20 protein-coding genes are annotated in these 24,560 nt (G+C 44.1%); 13 read left to right on the top strand and 7 right to left on the bottom strand.

Annotated features, from left to right (window positions below; all coding sequences use genetic code 11):
• Positions 1–302 precede the first annotated feature (302 nt).
• The 3 genes from ABWT76_RS22555 to ABWT76_RS22545 all read left to right on the top strand — a co-directional run bounded on the left by ABWT76_RS22555 (position 303) and on the right by ABWT76_RS22545 (position 3,835).
• Positions 303–1,136, top strand: a complete 834-nt coding sequence (locus tag ABWT76_RS22555; RefSeq protein ID WP_054468143.1) for a segregation/condensation protein A — start codon at positions 303–305, stop codon at positions 1,134–1,136.
• Positions 1,137–2,354: 1,218 nt separating this feature from the next.
• On the top strand, positions 2,355–2,594 hold the full coding sequence (locus tag ABWT76_RS22550; RefSeq protein ID WP_156331899.1) for a hypothetical protein: 240 nt from the start codon (positions 2,355–2,357) through the stop codon (positions 2,592–2,594).
• A 74-nt stretch (positions 2,595–2,668) separates the two neighbouring features.
• Positions 2,669–3,835, top strand: coding sequence for a sugar phosphate nucleotidyltransferase (locus tag ABWT76_RS22545; protein ID WP_054468141.1), 1,167 nt, complete (start codon positions 2,669–2,671; stop codon positions 3,833–3,835).
• A 128-nt stretch (positions 3,836–3,963) separates the two neighbouring features.
• On the opposite strand, the gene speA is transcribed toward ABWT76_RS22545, so the two are convergent.
• A complete protein-coding gene (gene speA, locus ABWT76_RS22540; protein ID WP_231636867.1) occupies positions 3,964–5,988 on the bottom strand; it encodes a biosynthetic arginine decarboxylase in 2,025 nt (674 codons plus the stop codon).
• A 190-nt stretch (positions 5,989–6,178) separates the two neighbouring features.
• Between speA and ABWT76_RS22535 the strand changes: the two genes are divergently transcribed.
• The 4 genes from ABWT76_RS22535 (at position 6,179) to ABWT76_RS22520 (ending at position 9,685) form a co-directional block, all read left to right on the top strand.
• Positions 6,179–6,853 carry a hypothetical protein gene (locus ABWT76_RS22535; RefSeq protein ID WP_054468139.1) on the top strand — a complete coding sequence of 225 codons (675 nt, stop codon included), beginning with the start codon at positions 6,179–6,181 and terminating at the stop codon, positions 6,851–6,853.
• 414 nt (positions 6,854–7,267) lie between these two features.
• Positions 7,268–7,453: a hypothetical protein gene (locus ABWT76_RS22530; RefSeq protein ID WP_054468137.1), complete on the top strand. Its 186-nt coding sequence runs from the start codon at positions 7,268–7,270 to the stop codon at positions 7,451–7,453.
• Positions 7,454–7,937: 484 nt separating this feature from the next.
• On the top strand, positions 7,938–8,450 hold the full coding sequence (locus ABWT76_RS22525) for an inorganic diphosphatase (RefSeq protein ID WP_054468133.1): 513 nt from the start codon (positions 7,938–7,940) through the stop codon (positions 8,448–8,450).
• 365 nt (positions 8,451–8,815) lie between these two features.
• A complete protein-coding gene (locus ABWT76_RS22520) occupies positions 8,816–9,685 on the top strand; it encodes an MBL fold metallo-hydrolase (RefSeq protein ID WP_054468131.1) in 870 nt (289 codons plus the stop codon).
• Positions 9,686–9,863: 178 nt separating this feature from the next.
• On the opposite strand, the gene ABWT76_RS22515 is transcribed toward ABWT76_RS22520, so the two are convergent.
• The gene (locus ABWT76_RS22515; protein WP_072160847.1) at positions 9,864–11,333 is read right to left on the bottom strand and encodes a GH25 family lysozyme; all 1,470 of its coding nucleotides are present in this window, start codon (positions 11,331–11,333) and stop codon (positions 9,864–9,866) included.
• 512 nt (positions 11,334–11,845) lie between these two features.
• On the opposite strand from ABWT76_RS22515, the gene ABWT76_RS22510 reads away from it, so the two are divergent.
• From ABWT76_RS22510 to ABWT76_RS22485, 6 genes are all read left to right on the top strand, one after another.
• On the top strand, positions 11,846–11,992 hold the full coding sequence (locus tag ABWT76_RS22510) for a response regulator (RefSeq protein ID WP_231636866.1): 147 nt from the start codon (positions 11,846–11,848) through the stop codon (positions 11,990–11,992).
• Positions 11,993–12,055: 63 nt separating this feature from the next.
• A complete protein-coding gene (locus ABWT76_RS22505) occupies positions 12,056–12,208 on the top strand; it encodes a hypothetical protein (protein ID WP_231636865.1) in 153 nt (50 codons plus the stop codon).
• The gene (locus tag ABWT76_RS22500; RefSeq protein WP_054468129.1) at positions 12,196–12,471 is read left to right on the top strand and encodes a hypothetical protein; all 276 of its coding nucleotides are present in this window, start codon (positions 12,196–12,198) and stop codon (positions 12,469–12,471) included. The genes ABWT76_RS22505 and ABWT76_RS22500 overlap by 13 nt, the downstream gene beginning before the upstream one ends.
• Before the next feature lie 104 nt (positions 12,472–12,575).
• Positions 12,576–12,704 carry a hypothetical protein gene (locus ABWT76_RS22495; protein WP_255353225.1) on the top strand — a complete coding sequence of 43 codons (129 nt, stop codon included), beginning with the start codon at positions 12,576–12,578 and terminating at the stop codon, positions 12,702–12,704.
• Positions 12,705–12,898: 194 nt separating this feature from the next.
• Positions 12,899–13,009, top strand: coding sequence for a hypothetical protein (locus ABWT76_RS22490; RefSeq protein ID WP_156331897.1), 111 nt, complete (start codon positions 12,899–12,901; stop codon positions 13,007–13,009).
• 152 nt (positions 13,010–13,161) lie between these two features.
• The gene (locus tag ABWT76_RS22485; RefSeq protein ID WP_054468127.1) at positions 13,162–14,400 is read left to right on the top strand and encodes a response regulator; all 1,239 of its coding nucleotides are present in this window, start codon (positions 13,162–13,164) and stop codon (positions 14,398–14,400) included.
• Positions 14,401–14,465: 65 nt separating this feature from the next.
• Here ABWT76_RS22485 and ABWT76_RS22480 read toward each other — a convergent pair whose 3' ends face one another.
• The 5 genes from ABWT76_RS22480 to ABWT76_RS22460 form a co-directional block, all read right to left on the bottom strand.
• Positions 14,466–15,893, bottom strand: coding sequence for an amidase (locus ABWT76_RS22480; RefSeq protein WP_054468125.1), 1,428 nt, complete (start codon positions 15,891–15,893; stop codon positions 14,466–14,468).
• 392 nt (positions 15,894–16,285) lie between these two features.
• Complete coding sequence (locus ABWT76_RS22475; RefSeq protein WP_054468123.1) at positions 16,286–17,503, bottom strand: ABC transporter permease; 1,218 nt, start codon at positions 17,501–17,503, stop codon at positions 16,286–16,288.
• Positions 17,504–17,714: 211 nt separating this feature from the next.
• Positions 17,715–19,643, bottom strand: coding sequence for a response regulator (locus tag ABWT76_RS22470; RefSeq protein WP_354634980.1), 1,929 nt, complete (start codon positions 19,641–19,643; stop codon positions 17,715–17,717).
• Positions 19,640–23,704, bottom strand: coding sequence for a CHASE2 domain-containing protein (locus tag ABWT76_RS22465; protein ID WP_354634979.1), 4,065 nt, complete (start codon positions 23,702–23,704; stop codon positions 19,640–19,642). The genes ABWT76_RS22470 and ABWT76_RS22465 overlap by 4 nt, the downstream gene beginning before the upstream one ends.
• A gap of 44 nt (positions 23,705–23,748) precedes the next feature.
• Positions 23,749–24,504 (bottom strand): DUF928 domain-containing protein, encoded by a 756-nt coding sequence (locus ABWT76_RS22460; protein WP_190883008.1) that lies wholly within the window; start codon positions 24,502–24,504, stop codon positions 23,749–23,751.
• Positions 24,505–24,560 lie beyond the last annotated feature (56 nt).

Below are 24,560 nucleotides of genomic sequence, written 5' to 3'. Positions count from 1 at the left end.
GAGAGAGAATATTTTTGCTCAACCGCCATACCGCATTACTTTTCCGGTCAAGGGGCGTTCGCTTCGGCGTTGCGGATGCAATATCGCGGACTTCGTGTCCGAGGCAATCAATCGTCGGCAGCAGACAGGCCAATTTTGTCAGATATCTGTTTGTCAGATATCTGATGGATGACAAAGCTTTCATTGGCGGGTAAGATTGGCGGGAATCAAGGGAGGAAGAAAGATTTTTCCGTGCAGTCCGAAAATATCCATATGTTCTGAAATTATTTCTTTGCTGCTCGCAGGTATTTTTTGGGTTAAATATGAGTGGTTCTCTGGCGCAAGATGCGATCGCACTACTAATTGACTTGGCCAACCAGGGAGAAATCGATCCCTGGGATGTGCAAGTCATTGATGTAATTGACCGATACTTAAGTGGACTGGTGCCCGTACATGACGCCAGTCAAGTGGAGCGAGAAGTCGCTCTATCTCGGTCTGGACAAGCTTTTTTATATGCCTCAATGTTGGTATTACTCAAAGCGGATAACCTGGTGAGGGCTGAATCGTTGTCCGACGAAGAGGAATCTCCCGAAGCAGAGGTCGAAGACTTGGATGCTGATGAGCAAAATTCCCTGATGCCTTTGAGACTGGAGAAACAACTCCGCCGTCGGGCCGTGGCTCCCGTGCCAAAAAAACGCCGCGTCACCTTACAAGAGTTGATCGATCAGCTACAACTGATGTCTCAAACCCTGGAAGAATATACTCCCAAGCGCAGCACCAACCGCCCTAAACCCAATAAAGCTCAATCTAAAGCGGCGGTGCGGGCGCTGAGTGAATTTGCCACCCAAGAAAATCTTGCGGAAGTCGCCAAAGCCTTGGATCAATTTCTTTCTGACCAGTGGCACGAGTTAACCGACAATGATGATTGGCTAGAAATTGATGATTTAGTGGAGCGATGGAAAATTTCTAACTTTCAAGGATCGGCCAATGGCAGCCACAAAAATCCTGGATCCCACAAACATTATGACCGGGTAGGGGTTTTCTGGGCGCTGTTGCTGCTGTCGGCACAGTCGAAAGTTGAGCTCTGTCAGGAAGAATTTTACCAGGATTTAAAAATTCGCTCGATTTCTATCTCCATGAATTTACAGGCAATGTAAGACAGTTAAAATACATATAAAATACATAAATTTTGCGAGCTATCTCGGAGATCGACCATCGGTCTGACGAGCGGAAATCTCCGAGAGATCCGCTGTTTCCTATCGGCTTGACTGAAGGTTTCGGGAAAAATTGCCCCAGACTTTGTTTTTTTTGGTTGATGTAGATTGATTTAGATTGGTTTATCGTTATTTCAAATAAGATTAATACAATTATGTAGGGGCGTCCAAGCGAACCCCTATGTAGGAGAGGTTCGCTTGGACGCCCCTACTAACAGAGATTAAATGTCTCATTTTTACATTTTTAGTAGGGGTAGATCAGAGAATCGCTCCTCTGACCTCCCATTCAAAACGGAACGTGCCACTTTCACGACCCTGCCGCTCCGGGCGGTACTCGCTTTACTTGGCTCCTACTAGGGTAGCTTGCACTATCCCGTTTGGCATAGTCTTCTCACTTTGACCCGTGGGACGATGCCGCCTTGATGGTTCGGTTCAGGCCGTTCGATGTATTGCATTCAAATGCATCTTGGGGGCAATTACCCACTCAGCTTTCGCTCACTGTACGCACAATGAATGTTTTAATTTATTCCTACCCTTGCAGGTGGCTGATAACGTATTCAGGTAAACCATGTTAGGACTAACTTTACCGCCGTATCCCCTCTGCATATACCAGGCATTACCCCAGTCTTTTGCTTCTGGATACATCTGACCCCCACAAAGGCTTGCCCTTACACTTATCACTACTCAAATTGCTTTGAGAGCCAATAGGGGGGGATACTTCGTTCCGTGGTTTCGGGTATAATTAGCTAATAGTCCACCCTATCCCCCTGGGTACTTTTAGGACTTCAATATCAAAGCCTTGTCTACTGCTTACTTTGACTTTTGTGGGTTAATCAAATAATTACCCACTTATTCCCCATGTTATCCATTTTGAACGCAGCGGATCAACCAGTTTCGCTACTTAGTGATTAAGAGGGTTCAGGACGGGCGTTTGCCTATTACCCCTGGAATGTAATTATAATTCCAGGAAATCCGGGTATTGTCCTCCTTATTGGACAACTTTCACCACAGTTATAAGGGTTTGTGGAGCCGTTCATCGGCTTAGACTATTCGTTACTCAAACCGACACCCACACGACGTTTCAGCCGTTTTGCTTCCACTTTGGAGGGGAACGAATCGCACATTTAAAATAACTATAGATTGATTTAGATTGGATTTAGATTGATTCAGTGTCCCCTCTCCGAGACGGGACATTTCTATGTTTCTAAGAGTATTATTTGCGGCGATCGCGATCGCCCCCTAGCTTTTCTCTTTAACCAGGAAACCCAAACCATCCTGAGTCCCACAAGGAGAGAAAACTTTTCAATTAATTTATGTAAATTAACTGTTCAATCTCAGGAAAAATTTCCCCAGAAAAGGTTTTCCATGATGTCCACTACTGATTGGCCTAATTTCAAGTAGTAAGTATATTGAAAAGGTTACCACGGCTAATTGATACAATTAGTTGACCCTAGCTTCTTAAACTACAGATGCCTATGAAAGCAATGATTTTGGCGGCAGGAAAAGGCACCCGCGTCCGCCCCATTACCTATACCGTTCCTAAACCGATGATTCCCATCCTAACTAAACCAGTGATGGAATTTTTAGTAGAACTGTTACGTTTACATGGCTTTAACGAAATCATGGTAAACGTCAGTCACTTGGCGAATGAAATTGAAAACTATTTTCGCGATGGTAGCCGTTTTGACGTGCAAATTGCCTATTCTTTTGAAGGGAGAATTGTTGAAGGAAAACTAATCGGGGAAGCGTTGGGTTCAGCGGGAGGAATGCGCCGGATTCAAGACTTTTATCCCTATTTTGATGATACCTTTGTGGTGCTCTGTGGAGATGCGCTGATTGACTTGGATTTAACTGCTGCGGTGAAGTGGCACAAAGAAAAAGGCTCGATCGCCACAATTATTATGAAATCTGTGCCGAAAGATCAAGTCTCCAGCTATGGGGTGGTCGTCACCGATCAAAATAATCGGATTCAAGCATTCCAAGAAAAGCCCCCGGTTGAAGAAGCCCTCAGTACCGATATCAACACCGGGATTTACATTTTTGAGCCTGAAGTCTTAGATTACATTCCCTCTGGGGTCGAATATGACATTGGCGGAGATTTATTTCCTCAATTAGTGGCCAAAAAAGCACCCTTTTACGGGTTAACAATGGACTTTCAATGGGTCGATATTGGCAAAGTCCCTGACTATTGGCAGGCAATTCGGGATGTGTTAGCGGGCAAGGTGAAAAATGTTTCCATTCCGGGGAAAGAAATTCGCCCTGGGATCTACACGGGCTTAAATGTGGCGATGAATTTAGACAAAGTAGATATTACAGGCCCGGTGTATATTGGCGGGATGACTAAAATTGAAGATGGCGCTACGATTATCGGGCCAACTATGATTGGGCCAAGTTGTCATATTTCTGGTGGGGCAACGATTGATAATAGCGTGATTTTTGAGTATTCCCGTTTAGGTCCCAATGTGCGCTTAATCGAAAAATTGGTATTTGGTCGTTACTGTGTGGATAAACATGGTGTGTCCTTTGATATGCAAGCTGCGGCATTAGACTGGTTAATTACCGATAGTCGCCAAAGTCCCCTGGCAAAGCCACCAGAAGAACAACAGGCGATCGCGGAAATTCTCAAAAACGAACATAAGTAATCCCCATCGATTATGGCTATGGGAATTTATATGAATTAACCAATTGATATAAATTCCCATACCAATAATCATCCCAGACAAATTGACGTTTAGCTTGGCAAACTCAGGACAAGATATCGGACTGGAATTTAGGACTGGGATAAATAAGTATAGCGGCTTAAACTCTGTTCATAGTTTTGTAACAAACGTTGAGACTCTTCTAAAGTAATCCGCCCAGTTTCTAAAGCATCTTCCGTTTGTTGGCGAATACTTTCAATCATATCCTCCGCATCATATTGCACATAACCTAAAACTTCAGTAATCGTGTCCCCTTTGACCACATACTTAATTTTATAGCTATTATTGGGGGTTAGCTGAATATGCACGGCGTTAGTGTCGCCAAATAAGTTATGTAAATTACCCATAATTTCTTGATAAGCCCCACTGAGAAACACGCCTAAATAATAGGGTTCTTTGGGTTTCAGAGGATGTAATTCTAGGACGGTTTTCACATCTAATAAGTCAATAAACTTATTGATTTTGCCATCACTATCACAGGTCAAATCAGCCAGGATTCCCCGTTCGGTGGGTTCTTCGTCTAGACGGTGAATGGGGACGATGGGAAATAGTTGATCGATCGCCCAGTTATCCGGCATGGATTGAAACACGGAAAGATTGATGTAATAGGTCGATGCCATGTTTTTTTCCAAGGCTTCTAAGTCATCGGGAATATATTTTTGATGGCTGACAATTTCATCAATTTTCCGGCAACAAGCCCAATAGAGTTGTTCCGCTTTGGCGCGATCGCGTAAGGAAATATAACCAAAGTTAAAAATACTAATGGCTTCTTCTTTAAACTGGATCGCATCGTGATAAGCTTCCTGGTAATTTTCCGGGTTAATATCGCGATAAGTTTCGTAAAGATTGCGGATAATTAGAGGTTCTTTTTCTCCGGTTCTTTCCGGGGGTTCCGTGTTCACATTACTACAGCCGAGTACATCAAAAATTAACACCGACTGATGGGAAGCCAAAGCCCGACCACTTTCACTAATTAACACAGGAGCAGAAATTTCTGCTTGTTCGCACGCTTCCTTCACCTCTGCCACAATATCATTGGCATAGTTTTGCATATTGTAGTTTTTGGAAGCGTGAAAATTAGTCTTAGACCCATCGTAATCCACGGCTAAACCACCGCCCACATCCAGATAATTCATGTTAGCGCCTAACTTGGCCAATTCTACATAAATTTGGCTGGCTTCTCGGATGGCATCTTTGATCACGCTGATGGAAGAAATCTGCGAACCAATATGATAATGCAATAGTTGCAAGCTATCTAGCATTCCTTCTTCTGAGAGGCGATCTACCACGGCAATAATTTCTGGAATCATTAGGCCAAACTTCGCCCCTTCTCCCGAAGATTCTGCCCAACGACCAACCCCTCGACTGCTGAGTTTGGCTCTAACTCCCACCACAGGTTTAATGCCTAAAGATTTACTCAAAGAAATCACGGTTTCGATTTCTTCAAGCTGTTCAATGACGATAATTGCCGTTTTACCCAGCCGCGTGGCTAACATCGCGGTTTCAATATATTCTCGGTCTTTGTACCCATTACAAATCAGTAAAGATTCAGGATGTTTTAAGCAGGCTAAGGCAATCATTAATTCTGGTTTAGAACCAGCTTCTAGTCCTAATTGATACGGATGACCAAAGCGGACTAAATCTTCGATTAAATGCTTTTGTTGATTGCACTTAACCGGGAATACCCCCCGATAGATTCCCGGATATTTGTAGCGGGCGATCGCCTTGGCAAAACAAGCATTTAACCGTTCAATCCGGTCTTGTAAAATATCGGAAAACCGAATTAACAACGGCAAGGAAAGATTGCGCTGTTTCAGCGCTTCTACCAGTTCATACAAGTCCAAAGAGGCACTGTTATCGCCTCTGGGACAAACGGCGACATGACCAGCGGCATTAATGGAAAAATAGGGTTCTCCCCAGCCTTTAATTCTATACAGTTCTTCGCTGTCTTCGATTGTCCAAGCGGTTTCTCCGTTGCTGGGGGACGGTCGTGAAGCGAAGCTATCCCGAAGAGAATCGCCGTTATGATGCATTTCCGGCGATCCTCCCTGTAATTCCTCAGCGGAGAAGGTTTCTGTCTGGTGCTCTAAAGCCATGTTGGATATAACCTCGATCGAGATGGCGATTTTGAGTTTAACCTATTGCATTGGGCGATCGCTGTTTTCTCCTTGACATGGGTCGATTGGTTATGTTTCGCCGGTCTGTAGGGGCGTTCTTGCGTTCGCCCGGATCCGTCAACAGTCAATATAATGATCAAAGATTCCACAAAGGTGGCTTAATTCGGCTATGAGTCAAAATTTCTATCGCAGGCGATCGCCATATTTACAAAGATTCGGTGCTTTGGTCTTATCGATCGCGGCATGGTTCACACCCACAAAAGCCCCAGCCAATAACACAAACGGGGCGGGGTTTCTCCCTTGTCAACCGCCGAAATTTGGTGAGTCCCTCCTGTTAATCGTCACGAATAGCAATGAAACTCAGCAGCAAGTGATGGGTATCCTGCCCCCACAAGTCATCGCTACCGCTTGTCAGTATTTAGATGATGTGGTGCTCAGAGTTGAGGGGTTTCCCAGCATCAACGCAGCTAGTAATTGGGCTCAATATATTAATACCAATTTCGGATTATCTGCCTTTGTTGCCGTTCCCCAGGATGATTCCAGTATGCCACCTAGAATCCGCACGGTAAGTGAACCATACAATCCTCAACCCTTGCGTCAGGGATATGCGGTGTTAGTCGATTATTTTAACAATCCCCAAGTCGCCGTAGAATTACAGCAATTATTACCACAGAGCGTCGGTCTTGTCTCCTATCAGCAACGTCCTTATTTGTTAGCCGAATTTACCGACAACCAAAATACCGCGAAAAAAGTCCTGCAAACTCTGAGCGATCGCGGTTTTTGGGTCTTTATGGTGGATGCACCTGGGGTGATTCTCCTCCGTTCTCAGGTGACGATTCGTTAAATAATTATTTATTAATTATTGGTTATTAATTATTAGTTATCAGTTATTAGTTATTTGCTATTTATTATTCGTTGGTGGTTGTTTGTGGTTTGCCGCATAAATCTCCTAAACAATAACTAATAACCACCAACCAATAACCACCAACCAATAACCACCAACCAATAATCAATCAACAGCAAATGGGCGATCGCGCTTCACAACTTCTTCACAAGTTTATGATATAAGTTTATGATAGGATATTAACAAATCATTTTTAATAATTTTAGCTACACCAATACCCAAGGTGAAAGCTAACAGCCAGGAACTTCTGGCAATTTAAATAAGTTCAAAATAAACAATGCAGTAGTGATTAGTTGGTTATAATCATAATCACTATGCAACAGACTCATATAATCCTTAACAATTAACCAGGTTATGCAATCAGGTGAATCCTCCGTCCGATCTAGTGAACAACCTTCCCAGAGGTGGGAAAATCTGTTTGGGATGGCGATCGCGCTATTGACTTTACTCTTGCCGTTATGGGTAATTGGCTATTACTCTCAGGCAGATAGTCAAACTTTTGGGGAAGGTCGATATCAGATTCCCACCTTGGAAAAGTGATGCCGGTTCACAATTTCTCAGAGGGCATAAATATGATGTCAGAAACATTTTTTAGAGCGGGTTTTGCTCCCTAAACCCACTAGAATACTTGGATAAAAATTGATCGATTCCCTTGAATATCATTTTTGTTTAAGAAAATATTAAATTTCCCACAATTGGGAAATTATCCAAAAAATCAGGCAACCCGGTTTCTCAAAAAACCGGGTTTTTTTGAGGAGAGGTTTTTCCGGGACATTCCTCGCGGTTTGGAGTATCCGGGAGTCCTTGAGAGTAAATTATTGCTAATTACGAATTATTTATCGATATTGATCGATAAATTTGGAAATCTCTTAATTTCAGTCGTCTGTGAAGGGATGGTTTCTGGTAGGATGACTGACGGTGATTCCCTCGCCCTCCGCAAGGGGAACGGTGTGGATACGCCAGTCAAACTGCCGATCGCGGTCTGGCCGATGCAAGATTTTACTTGTAAAAAAAGGAGTTATTTATGGATTTATCGCGGATTCCCGCTCAACCAAAGCCCGGTCTGATTAATGTTCTGATTGAAATTCCCGCTGGGAGTAAAAATAAGTACGAGTTCGATAAAGAGATGGGCGCATTCGCCTTGGATCGCGTGCTGTCTTCTTCGGTGCAATATCCTTATGATTATGGCTTTGTCCCCAATACCTTGGCCGATGATGGAGATCCTTTAGATGGCATGGTGTTGATGGATCAGCCGACTTTTCCAGGATGCGTGATTACCGCCAGACCGATTGGGATGCTGGAAATGATTGATGGAGGCGATCGCGACGAAAAAATTCTCTGCGTTCCCGACAAAGACCCCCGCTATGCCAACGTGACATCCCTAAAAGATGTAGCCAAGCATCGCTTAGACGAAATTGCCGAATTCTTTAGAACCTATAAAAATCTTGAGAAAAAGGTGACAGAAATCCTGGGTTGGCAAGATATTGACCAAGTAGCCCCCCTGGTGGAAAAGTACACAAGAGCCGGTAGCAAGTAGCGATCGCCCAGGGGCAGGTAGCGGACTGGCAATTAATCCCACCAAGATAGCTTCCTGCCTCTGAGTCGGGAAACAAAAGACAGGGTTTTTTGATAACGTCAGCTTTTCTAGCCAGATATTTCACTTTAAGATAGGCTACAAATGATTAATGTTAAAATTTGGGTTTTTGAACGGGTTGATTTGAGTGGGTTGATTTTGGTGGGTGAAACTCTCCGGAGTCCCCACTGAGCAACCAGAACAAATTTATAATTAGTCAAGGTCTTGGGGGATATATTGCAAGCATCCCCATCCCCAGTAAATCTGGTCGAGGCTGGGTTAATTCAGCCTTGGCACATCGTCCACAACAGTTTGATGGAAAAGCCAGTATGGAAACCAGCACTTCCATTGATTTTTTAGTCCGTTTTTGGGGGGTAAGAGGAAGCATTCCTACCCCAGGCAAAGAAACTGTTCGCTATGGTGGCAATACCTCCTGTGTGGAGATGCAGGTCGCCGGTAAACGTCTGATCTTTGATGGCGGTACAGGCATCAGGGTACTGGGTAAAAACTTGCTATCACAAATGCCCGTAGAAGCGCATATATTTTTTACTCACTCTCATTGGGATCATATTCAAGGATTTCCTTTTTTTGTTCCGGCTTTTGTGCCGGGGAATCGCTTCCATATTTATGGGGGAATGGCGCCCACGGGACATACGATGAAACAGCGTCTTTCTGACCAGATGCTTCATCCTAATTTTCCTATTCCTTTGAAAGGAATGCAGTCAGATTTAAAGTTTTATACGGTTAAGCCCCAAGAGATTATTCAGCTTGACGATGTAACCATCGAAACGAGTTTATTGAATCATCCCGGTCAGGCAATTGGGTATCGAGTCACTAGCGATCGCGGTACGGCGGTTTACTGCACGGATACGGAACATTATGCCGATCGCCTCGATGAAAATGTCTTGCATTTAGTCCGGGATGCGGATGTTTTAATTTACGACGCCACCTACACCGATGAAGAATACTACCATCCCAAAACCTCGAAAGTGGGTTGGGGTCATTCCACTTGGGAAGAAGCAGTCAAAGTTGCTTTAGCGGCGAATGTGAGAAAGTTAGTGATTTTTCACCACGATCCTGCCCATGATGATGACTTTTTGGATCGGGTGGAAGCCGATGTGCAGCAAGCTTTTCCCAATAGTTGCCTTGCCCGGGAAGGAATGGCGATCGCGATCGGCGCCAATCAAGAAGACCACTAAACAGCGTCAATCCACTCAAGCGCTATTTTGTGCGATCACGCTTCGGCGTTGCGGATGCAATATCGCGCTTCGGCGTTGCGGATGCAATATCGCGCTTCGGCGTTGCGGATGCAATATCGCAGCCGGTGAATTCATCAGGGTTAATCGTGATTCAACCATTAACTGCGATTAACCACGCCTAACCTCGCCAGCGACGGGCAAATGCCTCTAACACCGAGGTGCTAATTTGGCTTTGTAACCACAGAAGAGACTGATATTGATGCGGCAGGCCCTGATAAAATTGGCAGACATTGATTAAACTAATGGTCGATCCTTGAAAAGTGGTTTGATTGCGCCAGCGACGGGCAAATTCTTGTTGGGTAAAGCTGGGGATTTGTGCTTGCAGCCAATTGAGCGATTGCTGTTGATTGCTTAACCCCCGATAATATTCGCACACATCGCTTAAGCGAATTGGGGTTGATTGACTCACTGCTTGGGTGTTGGTCGATCGCCACAAACGGGCAAATTGTTGGAGAATATCCCGAGACAGTTGATTTTGGAGCCACAACAGAGCATTTTCTTGATGCGGTAGTCCCTGATAATACTTGAAAACATTGGCCAGATGAATTGGACGAGGAGACGCTGATGCCGGATCATTGCGCCACCGACGGGCGAATTCATTCAAGTTTGAGGCGGATACTTGTTGGTGCAGCCAGTCTAAAGCATAGTTTTGGTTGGGCAAATTGCGATAAAAACGACAAACATCTAACAAACCAATGATCGGCGCGGGCGTGGGCGTGGGCGCAGGCGCAGGCGCGGGCGTGGGCGCAGGGGCAGGGGCAGGGGCAGGGGCAGGTGCTGGCGCAGGGGCAGGCGTCGGCGTGGGTCGGGGCGGTTGGATCTGAGAAACTAAGGCTCTCCAGGTTTGAATTCCCACGACTCCATCTACGACTAAATTCATCGCCCGTTGAAAGGCCATGACACTCTGGGTGACGCGATCGCTGAAAATCCCATTGACGGAATCTGAATAAAATCCTTTTTGATTTAAAACTTTTTGAATATAGGCCACATGAGATCCTTTGGCCCCTTGTCGGGAGACATTAAACCAGTTGACATCCACCCCTCCGGCAATGCCATTGACTTGGCCGCGATCGGTGTATTGCCAAAAAGTCCAACCATCCCATCCCGCTGGAATGATCGGTTGATAGGCGGTGGTGTAGTGGGCAATCCACAGGGGGTAATCAGAAAAACTGGTAGGATTACCGAAGATTTCCCAGGTGTAGGGATAGGTGTAAATAATCGGTTGACGCCCTGTTTCTTTTTCGACGATTTGCAACCATTGGGTAATCCCAGAGATAATTGTGCCGTTGGGCATCCCATCGGTGGTTTCAATGTCCAATACTGGGGGCAAATCATCCGGCTCTAATTTAACCGTGCGGAGAAAGATGTCCGCCTGGGCTTGGGGACTATGTTTGGGTCGATAAAAGTGATAGGCTCCCCGGGCTAAACCAACAGCCTTGATATCGCGCCAATTGCGATTAAAAGTCTCCGCCACAAAATTAGATCCTTCAGTGGCTTTGGTGAAACCAAAGGCCATGCCAGAGTTGGCCACGGCCTGCCAGTTTACTGGATCCTGCCAGTCGGAAACATCTATGCCACGTGCACACATAACTGAAAACTCGCTAATTTTTCAAGAAGAAACAAAACGGCAATAAAGCTGTGAATGGGTGCGATCGCCATTTATCTTTGTATAATAACAGCATCGGGGATTTTATCTAAACTTGCGACAAAGCTTGATGATTAGACCTTTGGGAAAATTATCAGAGGCCGCCCTGAAAAATGGGTTTGGAGCGATCGCTCTTGAATAGAAGCAATATTAACCAATATATTGTTATATTGTTACATATCACTTGCCATATTGAAGCATTTCCCGGATATTTTGATTCAACCGTGCTGATTAGGCAGCGAACGATGAGGCTAAAATTTAATATTTACTGCTAATTTAACTGTAATTTATCTGGTTAACTTTTTATTTTTTGCTTATTTTTTAAATTTTTAATAATTAATTTTATATTGAATATATGATGCAACATGAATGACAATTTAACAGGTAATTTTCAGTGAAAAAAATTTTTAGTCGTTGATGATACGGCTTATAATATCCGTTTGGCGGCGGGAATTTTGCAACGAAAAGGGTATGAAGTTTTCCAAGCCTTAGATGGGTTGACGGCATTAGCCAAACCTAGTGAGATTTTACCGGACTTAATTCTCCTGGATCTTAAAATGTGGGGCATTGATGGTTATGAAGTTTGCCAAAAGTTAAAATAAAATCCCAAAACCTCTGAGATTCCGGTAATTTTTATTAGTGGTTTGGATGAGTTGGGGGATAAGGTGAAAGCTTTTAGCTGTGGTGGGGTAGACTATATTACTAAACCGTTTCAACCTGTGGATGTGCTGTTAATAATCGAAAATCAGCTAAATCTGCGATCGCTCCAACGTAGAAAGAAAAAAATATTTTTTTATAAAAAACCTTGCAAGAACTAAAACAGACGCAAAACCAGTTAATTCAAACTGAAAAGATCGCTTCCTTGGGGCAGTTAGTGGCGGGCATCGATCGCGAAATCAATAATCCAGTAAATTTTATTCAAGGTAATATTAGTCATATAAATTATTATCCTGCCGATTTATTACAGTTAGTCAAGCTTGATGAAGCAGCTTTGCCAAATACGCCAAAAACCATTGTACAACCGAATAAATTGATTGGTAATTTATTTCAGACGATTTTCAAAAAATTTGGCAATGGATGAATGTGGGGGGTCAACGAATTAAAAAAATTGTTGATTATTTACGAGTTTTTTCTGGCGTGAGTCAAAGTTAAAGAAAGTGGATATTCACGCTGGAAAGTAGTTTGATGATTTGGCAACATCGCTTCTACGATCGGGAGAGCGATCGCCCCATAATTCAGGTAATTAAAAATTATCAACAAATTCCCTTGAATGCTATGCTGGAGAAGTTAACCAAGTTTTTATTAATATTTTGACAAAGGCGTTCGCGAAGCGTTGGGGATGCAATATCGATGCCTTAACTCACCCAAAGCAAAAATCATCCCCGGTTGCGATTGACGATCCAGTCTGCCGTAACCAGTCAGAATGCTTTCAACCGACGATTGAGATTAGCACAGAATTAATTGATGCCCACTGAGTACAAATCACCATTGCTGATAAGGATCCAGGAATGACTGAAAACGTCAGAAAACAATTGTTTCATCCATTTTTTACCACCAAGGCAGTGGTGAAGGGAACTGGCTTAGGATTGTCCATTCCATTAGTTATCAAATTGTGGTAGAAGTACACCAGGGAAATCTTGATTGCCTACCCTGGGATCCGGGGCAAGGTCTAGAATTATTTTACCCATGAAACAGTCAAATCATCTTCATTCACTCTCAAAGTAACTCTGAAATTCACTTTGAAAATTACCCGAAAAAATAAATAACCAAGATGAACCCGCAAAAACATATCGGCAAAATTTTAATCGTTGATGATACTCCTTACAATTTGAAAGTTTTATCAAATCTATTACTTCAAAAAGGATATGAAGTACGTCAAGCTTTAAATGGACAAATCGCTTTAAAATCGGTTATGGAAGAACCTCCTGATGTAATTTTGCTGGATATTATCATGCCAGACATGGACGGATATCAAGTGTGTGAACAGTTAAAGGCTTGTGAAAAAACGGCCAAGATTCCCGTAATTTTTTTAACGGTTCTTGATGATATTGAATATAAGGTGAAGGCTTGGAGCTACGGGAGCGTAGATTATATTACTAAACCTTTTTATTTTTCTGAAATTTTGATCAGAATAGAAAATCAAATTAAGATTAGTTTATATCAAAAAGAACTTAGGCATAAAAATCAGGAACTAGAGCAAGAAAATCAGATATTATCCCAAATTAATAATCGTTTAATTAAAGAAACCAATGAACTAATTACCTGGATTGCCCGAATTTATCAAGAGATTAAATTCCCTTTGCACTTAATTGCCCAGAATTTAGAACGCCTAAAAACGGAATATTTACCACCCCTGGATGCCCCGCATCATGCCAACCAGATTTTCCAAGCGACTCTGGCGATGGAACAGCTAATCAATTATCTGGTGGATTATGCTTGCTTGATCGCCCCCTATAATTCCCTGGAATTAAAATCGATTAGCTGTCAAACGATTCTCCGAGAAACCCTGAAAAATTTAGCCACAGAAATTCAACTTACCGGGGCAACTATTACTTATTCAAAATTACCAAATATTCGGGGAGACCGAAAAAAAATTAAGCAGTTATTTGAATATTTACTTCGGTATGCTTTGACGTTTACTCGTGCAGAAGTCTCCCCGGAAATTAAAGTATTTGCTGAGTATCGAGAATGTCAGCCAGAAGCGAATCTGCCCAGCAGTTCTGAGCGGGTTTCTGAGCGGATTTCTGAGCCGGATATAGGCAAAAAAAACCCCAATACTCATGGGGAATGGCGGCTGGCGATTCAAGATAATGGCATCGGCATGGCGGCCAAAGATTTGGAAAACATTTTTGCCAGTTTTCCGTACCTAGATGAATCACCAGAAGACCGATCTATGGGCATGAGTTTGTTAATTTGCCGCAAGATTGTGGAAAGTTATGGAGGACGCTTTTGGGTTGAGTCAACCCCAGGGTTAGGTAATTGCTTTTATTTTACCATGCCGATGCAATGATGCCGGTTTTAGTCATTTTTGGCTTATGCTCGTCAAATTTTGGCATTTTTGGTGGTAACTGCCGATTACTGATTGGCGATCGCCGGTCGCTGTTGGTGCCAAGGTTTCGCCGCTTCTATTTGTGCCGCCAAAGCCAATAAGGTGGAGTCCGCCCCAGGGCGACCAATGATTTGCACTCCCAGGGGCAAACCTTGCTGAACATTCACCGCATCAAAGCCCATTGGCAGGGCGATCGCTGGTTGCCCGGTGGCGTTAAAGGGCGGACAAGGAGCCACCCAATTAATTACATTTTGTAAAATCGCTTCGGGGGAGAGGTCAGCCCATTGACCAATGGCAATGGGGGGATGGAGATACACTGGCAGGACTAAGGCATCATAGCGCTCGAAAAAGGCAACTAATCGACGGGCAACGATTTGCATTTGGGCAACCGCTTGTAAGTATTGACCGCTGTTGACCGCATTGGCGCGATCGAGCAGCCATTGGTTCATCGGCTGGAGGATTTCAGGGGGAATGCCAAAAAAGGCCACACTGGTTTGCCACACCGTGACAAAGGGTTCGATTAAGCCGCTAAAATCCAATCCCGCTGGTTCCAAGGTATGACCGAGGGCATCTAGTATTTGAGCGGTGGTTAGCACTGCTTGCTGTAATTCTGGGGAAGCTTGACCGACAGGGGGAATCTTGCTGGCAAAAGCGATGCGGAGGCCGCCCGGATTGGCGTCGGTGGCAGCGGCGAGAAAGGAAGGATGGGGGTCTGGCAACCAGTAGGGATCGCCAGTGACGTAGCCGGAGACGGCATCCAAGAAAGCAGCGGCATCGGTCACGGTGCGGGCAAGGGATCCATTGGTGGCAATGCCACTGAGACAGTCCCCAATGGGGGCAAAGCTGATCCGACCCCGGGACGGTTTGACGCCGACGACGCCACAGCAAGCCGCAGGGCCGCGAATGGAACCGCCGCCGTCAGATCCTTGAGCGATCGCACATAAGCCAGCGGCTACGGAGGAAGCGGCGCCGCCACTGGAACCCCCGGCAGTATAATTTAAATTCCAGGGATTTCTGGCTGGGGCAAATCCGGGCGGTTCTGTATAGGGCAGGCTGCCGAGTTGGGAAGTGGCGGTTTTGCCCAAAATGATGCCCCCCGCTTGTTTGAGTCGTTGGACAATCCCATCATCGTGACCGGCAATTTGCGATCGCAGGGCGGCGACCCCGTAGCTACAAGGGACACCGGCAACGGGGTTTAGGTCTTTAATACTGATGGGGACGCCGAAAAATGGCGGCAGTTCGCCTGGGTCAAGGGTGGTCAGTTGTTCGGTTTTGGCGATCGCGTCCGCAGTGGCAAGTTCCGCCGTGACGGTGAAATAACTCCCCAGTTGAGGATTTAGTTGCTCAATGCGATCAAGATAAACTTGGGTTAACTCTATGGGCGAAATTTCTTTACGGCGAATCAGTTGCGCTTGTTCCAGTGCCGGGGAAAAGGCCAAATCGGTTGCATTCATAGGATAAGAACAGATGATAAGAACAGATTACTTAGGCGGATTTACTTGAGAGCGATTTTTGATTGATATAGACCACAAAGGCAATGGTAGGGGCGAAGCATTCCGGCAAATCATCTCTGGGACAAAATCAAAAATTTTATACGGTCATGCTTCGCCCTAACCCAGAGATTGTGGTCTACTCACTAGAAAACCGCGATAAACAGACTTACTTACAGCGGCTTTCAGATTACTAAACCACGAGCGGGCCCCTACAGATATTTGTGGTTTACTCGCGGAGAAAATTGCTGTAGGACTTACGCAACGACTATATGGTGTCTTGGTGCGTTACGCTTCGCGCTTTCACACCCTACCGATAGCTTAAGCAAATTTACTTAGACAGATGATTTAGGCGGTTAGGCGGTGCGTAAGGCGACGATGGGATCGAGTTGGGCAGCCCGTTGGGCAGGTAGCACCCCAAAAAATAAACCGATCGCCCCTGAGACTCCCGTGGCTAAGGCGATCGCGCCTATAGAAATCCCGGCTTTTAAGGGGGTAAAGGTGGCCACCAGGATGATGCCACTCACGCCGATGCTGGTGCCGACTAAGCCACCAGCCAGGGAAAGAATCACCGCTTCAATCATAAATTGAATTAAAATATCTTGCTCGGAAGCGCCGATCGCTTTGCGTAAACCAATTTCCTGGGTGCGTTCCGTCACCGACACCAGCATAATGTTCATAATGCCAATACCCCCGACCACTAGGGAAATACCCGCGATCGCCGCCAGCATGATGGTCAACGCCCCGGTGATCGCACCGACAATCTGCAAAATATCTTTTTGGCTCTCAACGGTAAAATCATCTTCGGTGGTAATTTGGTGCCGCAGTCTGAGTAAATTGGTAATTTGAAATTGCGCCGCTGGCACGCTGGCTTCATTCACGGCGGAAATAGAAATAAAGGTCAAATCCAAGCCATAAGGAGAGGTGCGACCCGTAACCCGATTCACCATTGTGGTAATCGGCACATAAATGGCATCATCTTGGTTCACTCCCATAAAAGCCCCTTTGCGTTTCATCACCCCCACCACTTGAAAGCTGACCCCTTTAACCCGCAAAGACTCGCCGATCGGATCGGTAGAACCAAACACACGGTCGGCAATATCCGACCCGATCGCCACCACTTGATTATTCCGTTTCACATCTAAATCCGTGATAAACCGGCCTCGATCTAACTCAAAGCTGCGGACAGCCATAAATTCTGGGGTTGTCCCCACCACCAGGGTTTGCAGATTTTTGTTGCGATAAGTAATAAATTGGCGATTCTGTCGTTGTGGGGCTACCGCTGCCACCGAAGGCACTTGATTGGCGATCGCCTCCGCATCCGCTAACACCAAAGTCCGGGGAAAATCCAAGCTGGTATTTTGAGTTTCTCGCGAACCGGGGACCACAAACAACACATTTGGCCCAAGGTTTTCAAACTGTTCCGAGGCTAATTTTTGCGCCCCTTGTCCCACCCCCACCATCACGATCACCGAAGCATTACCAATAATAATGCCCAACATCGTCAGACAGCTTCTGAGTTTATTCGCCACCAAGGTGCGGCTGGCCATTGAAAGACTTTCAAAAAAATCCATGATTAGAGCAAAGAGATTTCAGGGGCTTCACGAGTAGGCGGCAGAAGAGCTTTCTGTGCGGCTATTCCTCAGCCAAGCTCTTCTATAGTTATATTTAAGAGTTGTGTTTAAGTCAACGGATCGCATCTTCCTTTTTCTTCTAACCTCTCTATTTTAACGTCTATGACCAGAGTGCTAGAAAAAATCCCGAAATAAATTCCGAAATCAATCATTAATTCGGGGACAGGGTCAATTCAACAATTTGAGCGAACTGAGAATTTTGGACAAAACCCACGAGACGCTCTCGGACTTGCTCATGGGAAGGCGGAATGTCTTCTAAGAGTTTCATCACCTGAGACGGACTAGATTGTAAGGCGGCTTGGTGAATTTGCTGTAACCATAAAGTAGGCATAAATTCCAGAGATTTACTACTGAGATACTCCGGGAATTCGGTGGCCGCAGATGCCAGAACTTCCGAGGCAGAAAGTTGACAAATACAACCGACGCCTAAATGCGCCAAAATTTTATCATAAACAATTTTTTGATTAAATGGTTTGCCCACTAAATCATCAAAAAGTAACTGAATTTTGGTCGATGCTTCTAGGTCAATCAAATTGGCAGTCATCGCCAAAATTTTCGGTGATAAGTCGGTTTGGATATCCCGAATTTTTTTAGTGGTTTCATATCCATCCATGCTCGGCATTTGTAGATCCATCCAAATCAAATGCGGCTGCCAAACCATCGATTCGGCGATCGCCTGGATGCCATTTTCTACCGCTCGCGTTTCTACATCTAATAAGTTCAAAAATTCCAGCAACAAAAATCTGTTGTTTGGGTCATCATCCACCACTAAAATCCGATGCTTTTCTGACGGATATTTCAGGGATGTTGTTTTAGACAACTCTTGAAAAATCCGATCATTTTTGGGAACCATTACGGGTAAATAACATTGAAAAGAACTCCCTTCATTCACCACACTATGAACAATTATTTCTCCCTCCAAAATTTCTACAAATTTTTTACTAATCGATAGACCCAGCCCGGTGCCTCCGGGAATCTTTTGCCCCATTTCAGTTTGGAAAAAAGGCTGAAATATTTTACTCAAATATTCTGGAGGAATTCCCAGACCCGTATCTATCACCTCAAACAGCATGGTTAAAGGTTGTTGATTTTCCGTTGGCTGCGGCCGATCTAGATCGCCGCCCTTCAGCTTCAAAGTCGTTCCCGCAAAATCTAGTACCGTTAAGCGTAAAATGACCTGGCCTTGCTTGGTAAACTTCAAAGCATTTCCCAGCAAATTAATTAACACTTGTCGCAGTTTTTGCCGATCGGTTTCAATTTTTTCAGGAAGCTCAGAATTTCGCTCAATTAAAAATTTAATATTTTGCTGGCTTGCCTTAAAAGTAAAAATGGCATTCAGGTGATCGAGCAGATCGTTTAAATCAAATGTTTCTTTAATCACCTTAATTGATTGTGATTCAATTTTGGCTAAATCTAATATACCATTAATTAAAGATAGTAAATAATGACCACTTTCATAAATGATTTCCATATATTCTCGATAATCTGCACTCAAAGCGGGATCGGTTTTCATTAATTCCGCAAAGCCGAGAATTGCATTCATCGGGGTTCTGAGTTCGTGGCTCATATTGGCAATAAACACACTTTTTGCCCGGTTCGCTTCTTCAGCCATATCTTTGGCATAGCGTAATTGGGCTTCCAACTGCTGGCGATAAACAATCTCCGCTTGCAGTTCAGCTTTTTGCCGTTGAATGGTTAATTGATTTTCAATCCGCGCCAAAACAGTTTGCTCATCAAATGGCTTAGTAATATAGTCAAATGCGCCAACTTCAAACCCTTTAACTTGGGAAGCAGGATCGTTGAGAGCGGTTAAAAAAATTACGGGAATATCTCGACTGTTTCGGGATTGTTTCAGGCGGCGGCAAACTTCATATCCATCCATTTCTGGCATTAAAATATCCAGCAAAATCACGTCAGGTGGATTCATTTCTACCGCATCTAAAGCCCGTTGACCATTGGTTACAGGTCTAACTTTATACCCCGACTCCGTCAAAATTGCTGACAAGAGTTTTAAGTTTTCTGGGGTATCGTCAACCACCAAAATATCCGCTTTAAAAGTTTGAGAGTTATGGTAATTCATTTAATTAAAGGTTTGATAATTTCAATAAGGCGATCTATTTTGAATTCATGCACTAAATTGGCTAACTCCTGAGCCAAGGGCTGATTGATTGGGTATAGTTCTTCTAATAGTTGAAAAATCCAATGCTGATCTGCGCTTCTGGCTGCTTGGTATAGCTGCGAAATCCATTGATGAGGCATGACCATCAAGCTTTCCGGTTCTAGGAGATTTTGGTGTCCATTGTTGGGGAGTTCGTCCACACAAGTTTGGTTAGGAAATAAAGTCGCCTCTGAACCGGGTTGTTGTTTCCAGCTAAGACTCGATGAAACCATAGAAATATCTGAGATTTTATCCCTCTCAAACGGTGAAAATTTTACAGGGGGCTGAGTAGTGTAATACAGATCGTGGACTCCGAGAGATTTGCCGATTTGCTGCAAAATGATTTCTGTGGGAGAGGATTGGTGAATACAGTGATTCGCACCAGCGGAAAATAAAGCCGATCGCTCTTCTTTAGATTCACTGGTGATTAATACCATCATAAATGTTGGAGGATCAAAGTTGAACTCTGGCAGCCGATCTTTTTCCCGTTGGCGAATCTGTCGAATCACTTCAAAGTCATTGATTTGAGCAATTTGCTGATGGAGTAAAATCAAATGTGGCTGCCAACTCGACCAGGTTTCGATCAGGTCTTTGCCATTAGTGACTTCCCGAACTTGAAAATTTAGGGAAATCAGGGAGTTAGTCAAAACTCGATGATTTTCGACTAGGGGATCGGCGATTAGGACGCGATCGCAGGATGGGGAAGTCGATAGGGTTGTTGTCGCCGTGAGATTTGAGGCGATCGCCCCATAAGTGAGGCTGGAGGACGGTCGGTTGCCAAGGGGCAGACTTTCCACTAAAGCCACCTGCACTTCAAACTGAAAAGTCGCTCCCGACTTTCGCGCACCTTGGTCGGGGTTTGGTGCGGGCAAAATTGCCGATCCAGGGGTAAACTTTTTCCCTCGACTAATAACAGTGATTTTACCCCCCATTAACTCAATAAATTGTTGACAAATGGCCAGCCCTAAACCCGTACCTTCTTGAGAATGGCGACCTGCGGCGGTTTGCACAAACGGTTGAAACAATGAGGGGAAATCTTCCGGTTCAATTCCCTGTCCAGTATCTTCTACCGTAAAGCATAATCGCAGATTGGGCGAATTTTCCGGGCTGATTTGGGTCAGTCGGACAAGGACTTGGCCTTGTTCCGTAAACTTAATCGCATTTCCTACCAGATTAATCAAAACTTGACGTAATTTTTGTTCGTCGGTTTTCACCAAATCCGGCACCTGAGCATCCCGGTCAAAAATCAGCGGTAAATTTTTGCATCGAGCTTTAATCTGCATCATTTCCTGGACAGAGACTAATAGCTGACTTAAGCTTACCGGATGTTCATTTAATTGGACTTGCCCTGCTTCAATTTTCGACATATCCAATACATCATTAATCAGTTCCAGCAAATGTTGGCCACTGCGACCGATAATGGTTAAATATTCTTGATGCACTGGTGACACAGACCCATCCCGCTGAATAATTCGGCTAAAACCTAAAATAGCGTGTAAAGGGGTGCGGAATTCGTGGGTCATCTTGGCTAAAAATGCACTTTTGGCTCGGTTGGCAACTTCAGCAGCTTCTTTGGCTTTTTGTAACTCTAGTTCCGCCTGCTTGCGATCGCTAATATCTCTTAAGGAGACAATATAAGCGGATTTTCCTTGGGATTGATATTCGCCAATTTTCATCTCGATGGTTTTAGTTTGACAAGGCTCTCCCATTAAATAAATCTCAAAGGTTTTGTCTTGAGGAATGCCAAATTCTGAGTTAATTAGTTCCTCTACTGGTTGATTGAAGATTTGCCCAGCCGCTGGATTAGCAAAGCTAATTTTTCCTTGGTGATTTAAAATTAATAAACCGTCGGAGGTATTGGTGACTATCGCATTCATCTGGGCTTCATGCTGTCTGAGGGCAATTTCTGCTTTTTTCCGTTCCGTAATATTTTGCACTTGACCGATTAAATACAGCGGTTGGTTATTTTTATCTTGCACCAAAGAGACGCTAACTAAGCCATAAATGATTGAACCATTTTGATGAATAAACCTTTTTTCTCGGTAAAAAGCATCTTCTTTTCCCGATAAGAGTTGTTGCAAATATCTGAAGTTGTCTTCGATGTCTTCAGGATGGGTGATATCGTAAGAATGTTTTTGCAGCAACTCATCGGCAGAGTAGCCCATCATCTGACATAAAGCCTGATTGACTTGTAAAAACTGCCCCGCTGGTGACAGCAGACAAATCCCGATCGCGGAATATTCAAAAGCCTGTCTAAATCGTTGGTCACTTTCTTTTAAAGCTGCCGTTCTTTCGGCTACTTGGATTTCTAAAGTGCGATTATAATCGGCTAAGATTTTTTCCGCTTGTTTGCGTTGAGTAATTTCTTGAAAAGTCACCAAGGCATAAAGGATATTGCCTTGGTTGTCCAAGATTGGCTGACCTTGGACTTCTAAGAGTAATTTTTGGTCTGGGTGACGCATTTCAATATCATCAACTTTAATGCTTTCGCCCTTTAACGCTCGAATTACTGGGAGATTTTCCCAAGGATATGGCTCGTCAGTTCCGGCGACATAGAGTTGATAAAAGTTGATCATTTCTTCCGGACAAATGCGATTTTCAGGGGGATATTGAATCAGCTTTTTTGCTGTTTTATTAATATACATAATTTCGTGATTTTTTGTATATAAAAAAACACCAATTTGTAAGCATTGTAAGGATTGAATTAGCTGCTTTTCACTATCGCGTGCTACCTGAATTGATTGATAAATTTTTAGGCTAATGGTGCTGGTGGTTAAGGCGATCGCGGCAGGAATCACCGGCAGCCACCAGCCTTGTATAAAGGCTAAATAAGTGATACTAAATAACAAACAATTACCTAGACTAATGTTCAGGGTAAGTTTCAGCAATTGCAGCATCAGCTTATGGGGATATTTTTCCCGATTTAATGCCCATGAACTGGCGATCGCCCAGATAAATGACCAAGCAATGATCCAAAAAATTTCCGTAAATTCTGACCAAGACTTAATGGTTGGTCGCCCCTCAATGGCGGCACTCAAAAGATGACTGATCGCATTCCCATGAATCATCACCCCAGGAGTGGCTTTAGGGATTGTCGTTAACTCGCTACTGTAGGGGGTGTAAAATAACTCATTTAAACTGGTGGCGGTGGAACCAATTAACACAATGCGTCCGGATATTTTTTCGGCTTTTAATTCTGAATTAAATTCGGGATTTAACAGTTGGGTCAGGGAAATTTTTTCAAAAATTTGATCGCCACCGCGATAGTTTAATAAGATTTGATACCCCGCAGTATTGGCTCGCACATAGCCGCCATTATAGCCAGTAAATGGTTCTAAAATCGCTTTACCTAATTGAATCCGATCTGGTTGATTTTTATTTTTAATTACTTGGGGGGTAATGCCGTGAGTTTTTAGATAGTTGATGGCTAATTGAGCGCCAATACTTAATTGTAGTTGGCCTTGGGAGTTGTGATAAGATAGCAGCACCCGCCGCACTTTGCTATCCGCATCTAATAATAAATCAACGATGCCTACTTGACCGATCCGGTCTAAACTCGGAGGAGCGGGAACTGGCTCACCAATCACTTTTTCCACCCCGATTAAATTGGGGGTCGATCGCATCACTTGGGCTAAGGTTTGATGCCCCGGTTCTACTGGCAAATCTCGATAAAACAGTAAGCCAATTCCCGCTGGGTTATGTCGATTGATAGTCTGAATCACTTCTGCTAAAATAGCATCGGATAAAGGCCATTGACCGACGCTGGCAATATCTTGTTCATCTACGGTGACAATTAAGAGGCGATCGTCCACTTTTTCCGCAGGCCGCCAATTAAAAAATTGATCTAAAATTGCCCATTCTAAGAGTTGCAAAGATCCGGTATATTTGAGGCAAATCACGCAAAAAGTTACGGTAGGGGCAATTAATAAAATACTCCGCCACTGCGGGGTAATTTTGTTGATTTTTGACAGTAGCCAATTCACTTTTGTTGTTGGTTGTTGGTTGTTGGTTGTTGGTTGTTGTCAGATTAGGGTTGCTCTAACAAGGTTTCATGGGCGATCGCACTCAGTCCCACAGAGCCTAATAAATTGCTCCAATTCTGATTCAATAAATTTGAGTCAGTGGCGGATAAATTATCCAAACCGGCTGATTTATTCAGTTGAAACAGGGTGGTTAAAAGATCGTACCAAAGTCCCGATTGACCATACAATACCGCCTGTTGCAGACTCGGAGTGGGCGATAGCTGACTGGCCAGATTTGCCTCTAGTTGAATTCGTTCTATTTTACCTGTGACCCAAGGCATATCTGTTTGAGTACGCTGACACATTAACCCCACTGACCACTGATAAGTTTGACCAATTTCTAAAGGATTTTGCTCTTGGGGTAGTGAGATTTGCACCACTCCTGCATTCCCGGAAATGGGCAACGTTGCCTGATAAATTCCGCGATTATTTGCGTCTTTTAAACTAAAATAAATTTGCCGAGCGGAAGTGGTGGGAATATAGACAAAAAAACTGGGATGAGAGGCGATTGTTAACCCGCGATTATTTTCCGGCATCAAAGCAGTTAAGGGAATTTCACGGATTTGTTCGGGAAGCGTTGCGGATGCAATATCGTCCCGACATTTAACCGCCGTCCTCGAAGCGCCACCCCTGGAATCGTCGGCTCTATCATCGGTGGGGGGTTCAAAAATGACTGACAAAAATTGTTCATTTGAAGCCGTTTCCGCTGGTAAATCCAGGTGGCTTTTTGTTTGGGCTGATGCGGGCAAGGAAAATGCCATTACCATTCCCCAAGAAAGCAGCGCCAGAAGAGTTTTGAAAGTTTTAGGCATCAAAA

The sequence above is a fragment of the Planktothricoides raciborskii GIHE-MW2 genome (assembly GCF_040564635.1).
In the GTDB taxonomy this organism is placed as follows: domain Bacteria; phylum Cyanobacteriota; class Cyanobacteriia; order Cyanobacteriales; family Laspinemataceae; genus Planktothricoides; species Planktothricoides raciborskii.
This window is presented reverse-complemented; position numbering and strand designations above follow the sequence as displayed.

Excerpts from the sequence above, each read along its gene's own strand:
- ABWT76_RS22530 (WP_054468137.1), top strand. The coding sequence starts at position 7,268 with ATGCAATCAGGTGAATCCTCCGTCCGATCTAGTGAACAACCTTCCCAG.
- ABWT76_RS22475 (WP_054468123.1), bottom strand. The coding sequence starts at position 17,503 with ATGGATTTTTTTGAAAGTCTTTCAATGGCCAGCCGCACCTTGGTGGCG.
- ABWT76_RS22490 (WP_156331897.1), top strand. The coding sequence starts at position 12,899 with ATGACTGAAAACGTCAGAAAACAATTGTTTCATCCATTTTTTACCACC.
- ABWT76_RS22495 (WP_255353225.1), top strand. The coding sequence starts at position 12,576 with ATGATTTGGCAACATCGCTTCTACGATCGGGAGAGCGATCGCCCCATA.
- ABWT76_RS22555 (WP_054468143.1), top strand. The coding sequence starts at position 303 with ATGAGTGGTTCTCTGGCGCAAGATGCGATCGCACTACTAATTGACTTG.
- ABWT76_RS22520 (WP_054468131.1), top strand. The coding sequence starts at position 8,816 with ATGGAAACCAGCACTTCCATTGATTTTTTAGTCCGTTTTTGGGGGGTA.
- ABWT76_RS22535 (WP_054468139.1), top strand. The coding sequence starts at position 6,179 with ATGAGTCAAAATTTCTATCGCAGGCGATCGCCATATTTACAAAGATTC.
- ABWT76_RS22480 (WP_054468125.1), bottom strand. The coding sequence starts at position 15,893 with ATGAATGCAACCGATTTGGCCTTTTCCCCGGCACTGGAACAAGCGCAA.
- speA (WP_231636867.1), bottom strand. The coding sequence starts at position 5,988 with ATGGCTTTAGAGCACCAGACAGAAACCTTCTCCGCTGAGGAATTACAG.
- ABWT76_RS22545 (WP_054468141.1), top strand. The coding sequence starts at position 2,669 with ATGAAAGCAATGATTTTGGCGGCAGGAAAAGGCACCCGCGTCCGCCCC.
- ABWT76_RS22460 (WP_190883008.1), bottom strand. The coding sequence starts at position 24,504 with ATGGCATTTTCCTTGCCCGCATCAGCCCAAACAAAAAGCCACCTGGAT.
- ABWT76_RS22525 (WP_054468133.1), top strand. The coding sequence starts at position 7,938 with ATGGATTTATCGCGGATTCCCGCTCAACCAAAGCCCGGTCTGATTAAT.
- ABWT76_RS22485 (WP_054468127.1), top strand. The coding sequence starts at position 13,162 with ATGAACCCGCAAAAACATATCGGCAAAATTTTAATCGTTGATGATACT.
- ABWT76_RS22470 (WP_354634980.1), bottom strand. The coding sequence starts at position 19,643 with ATGAATTACCATAACTCTCAAACTTTTAAAGCGGATATTTTGGTGGTT.
- ABWT76_RS22515 (WP_072160847.1), bottom strand. The coding sequence starts at position 11,333 with ATGTGTGCACGTGGCATAGATGTTTCCGACTGGCAGGATCCAGTAAAC.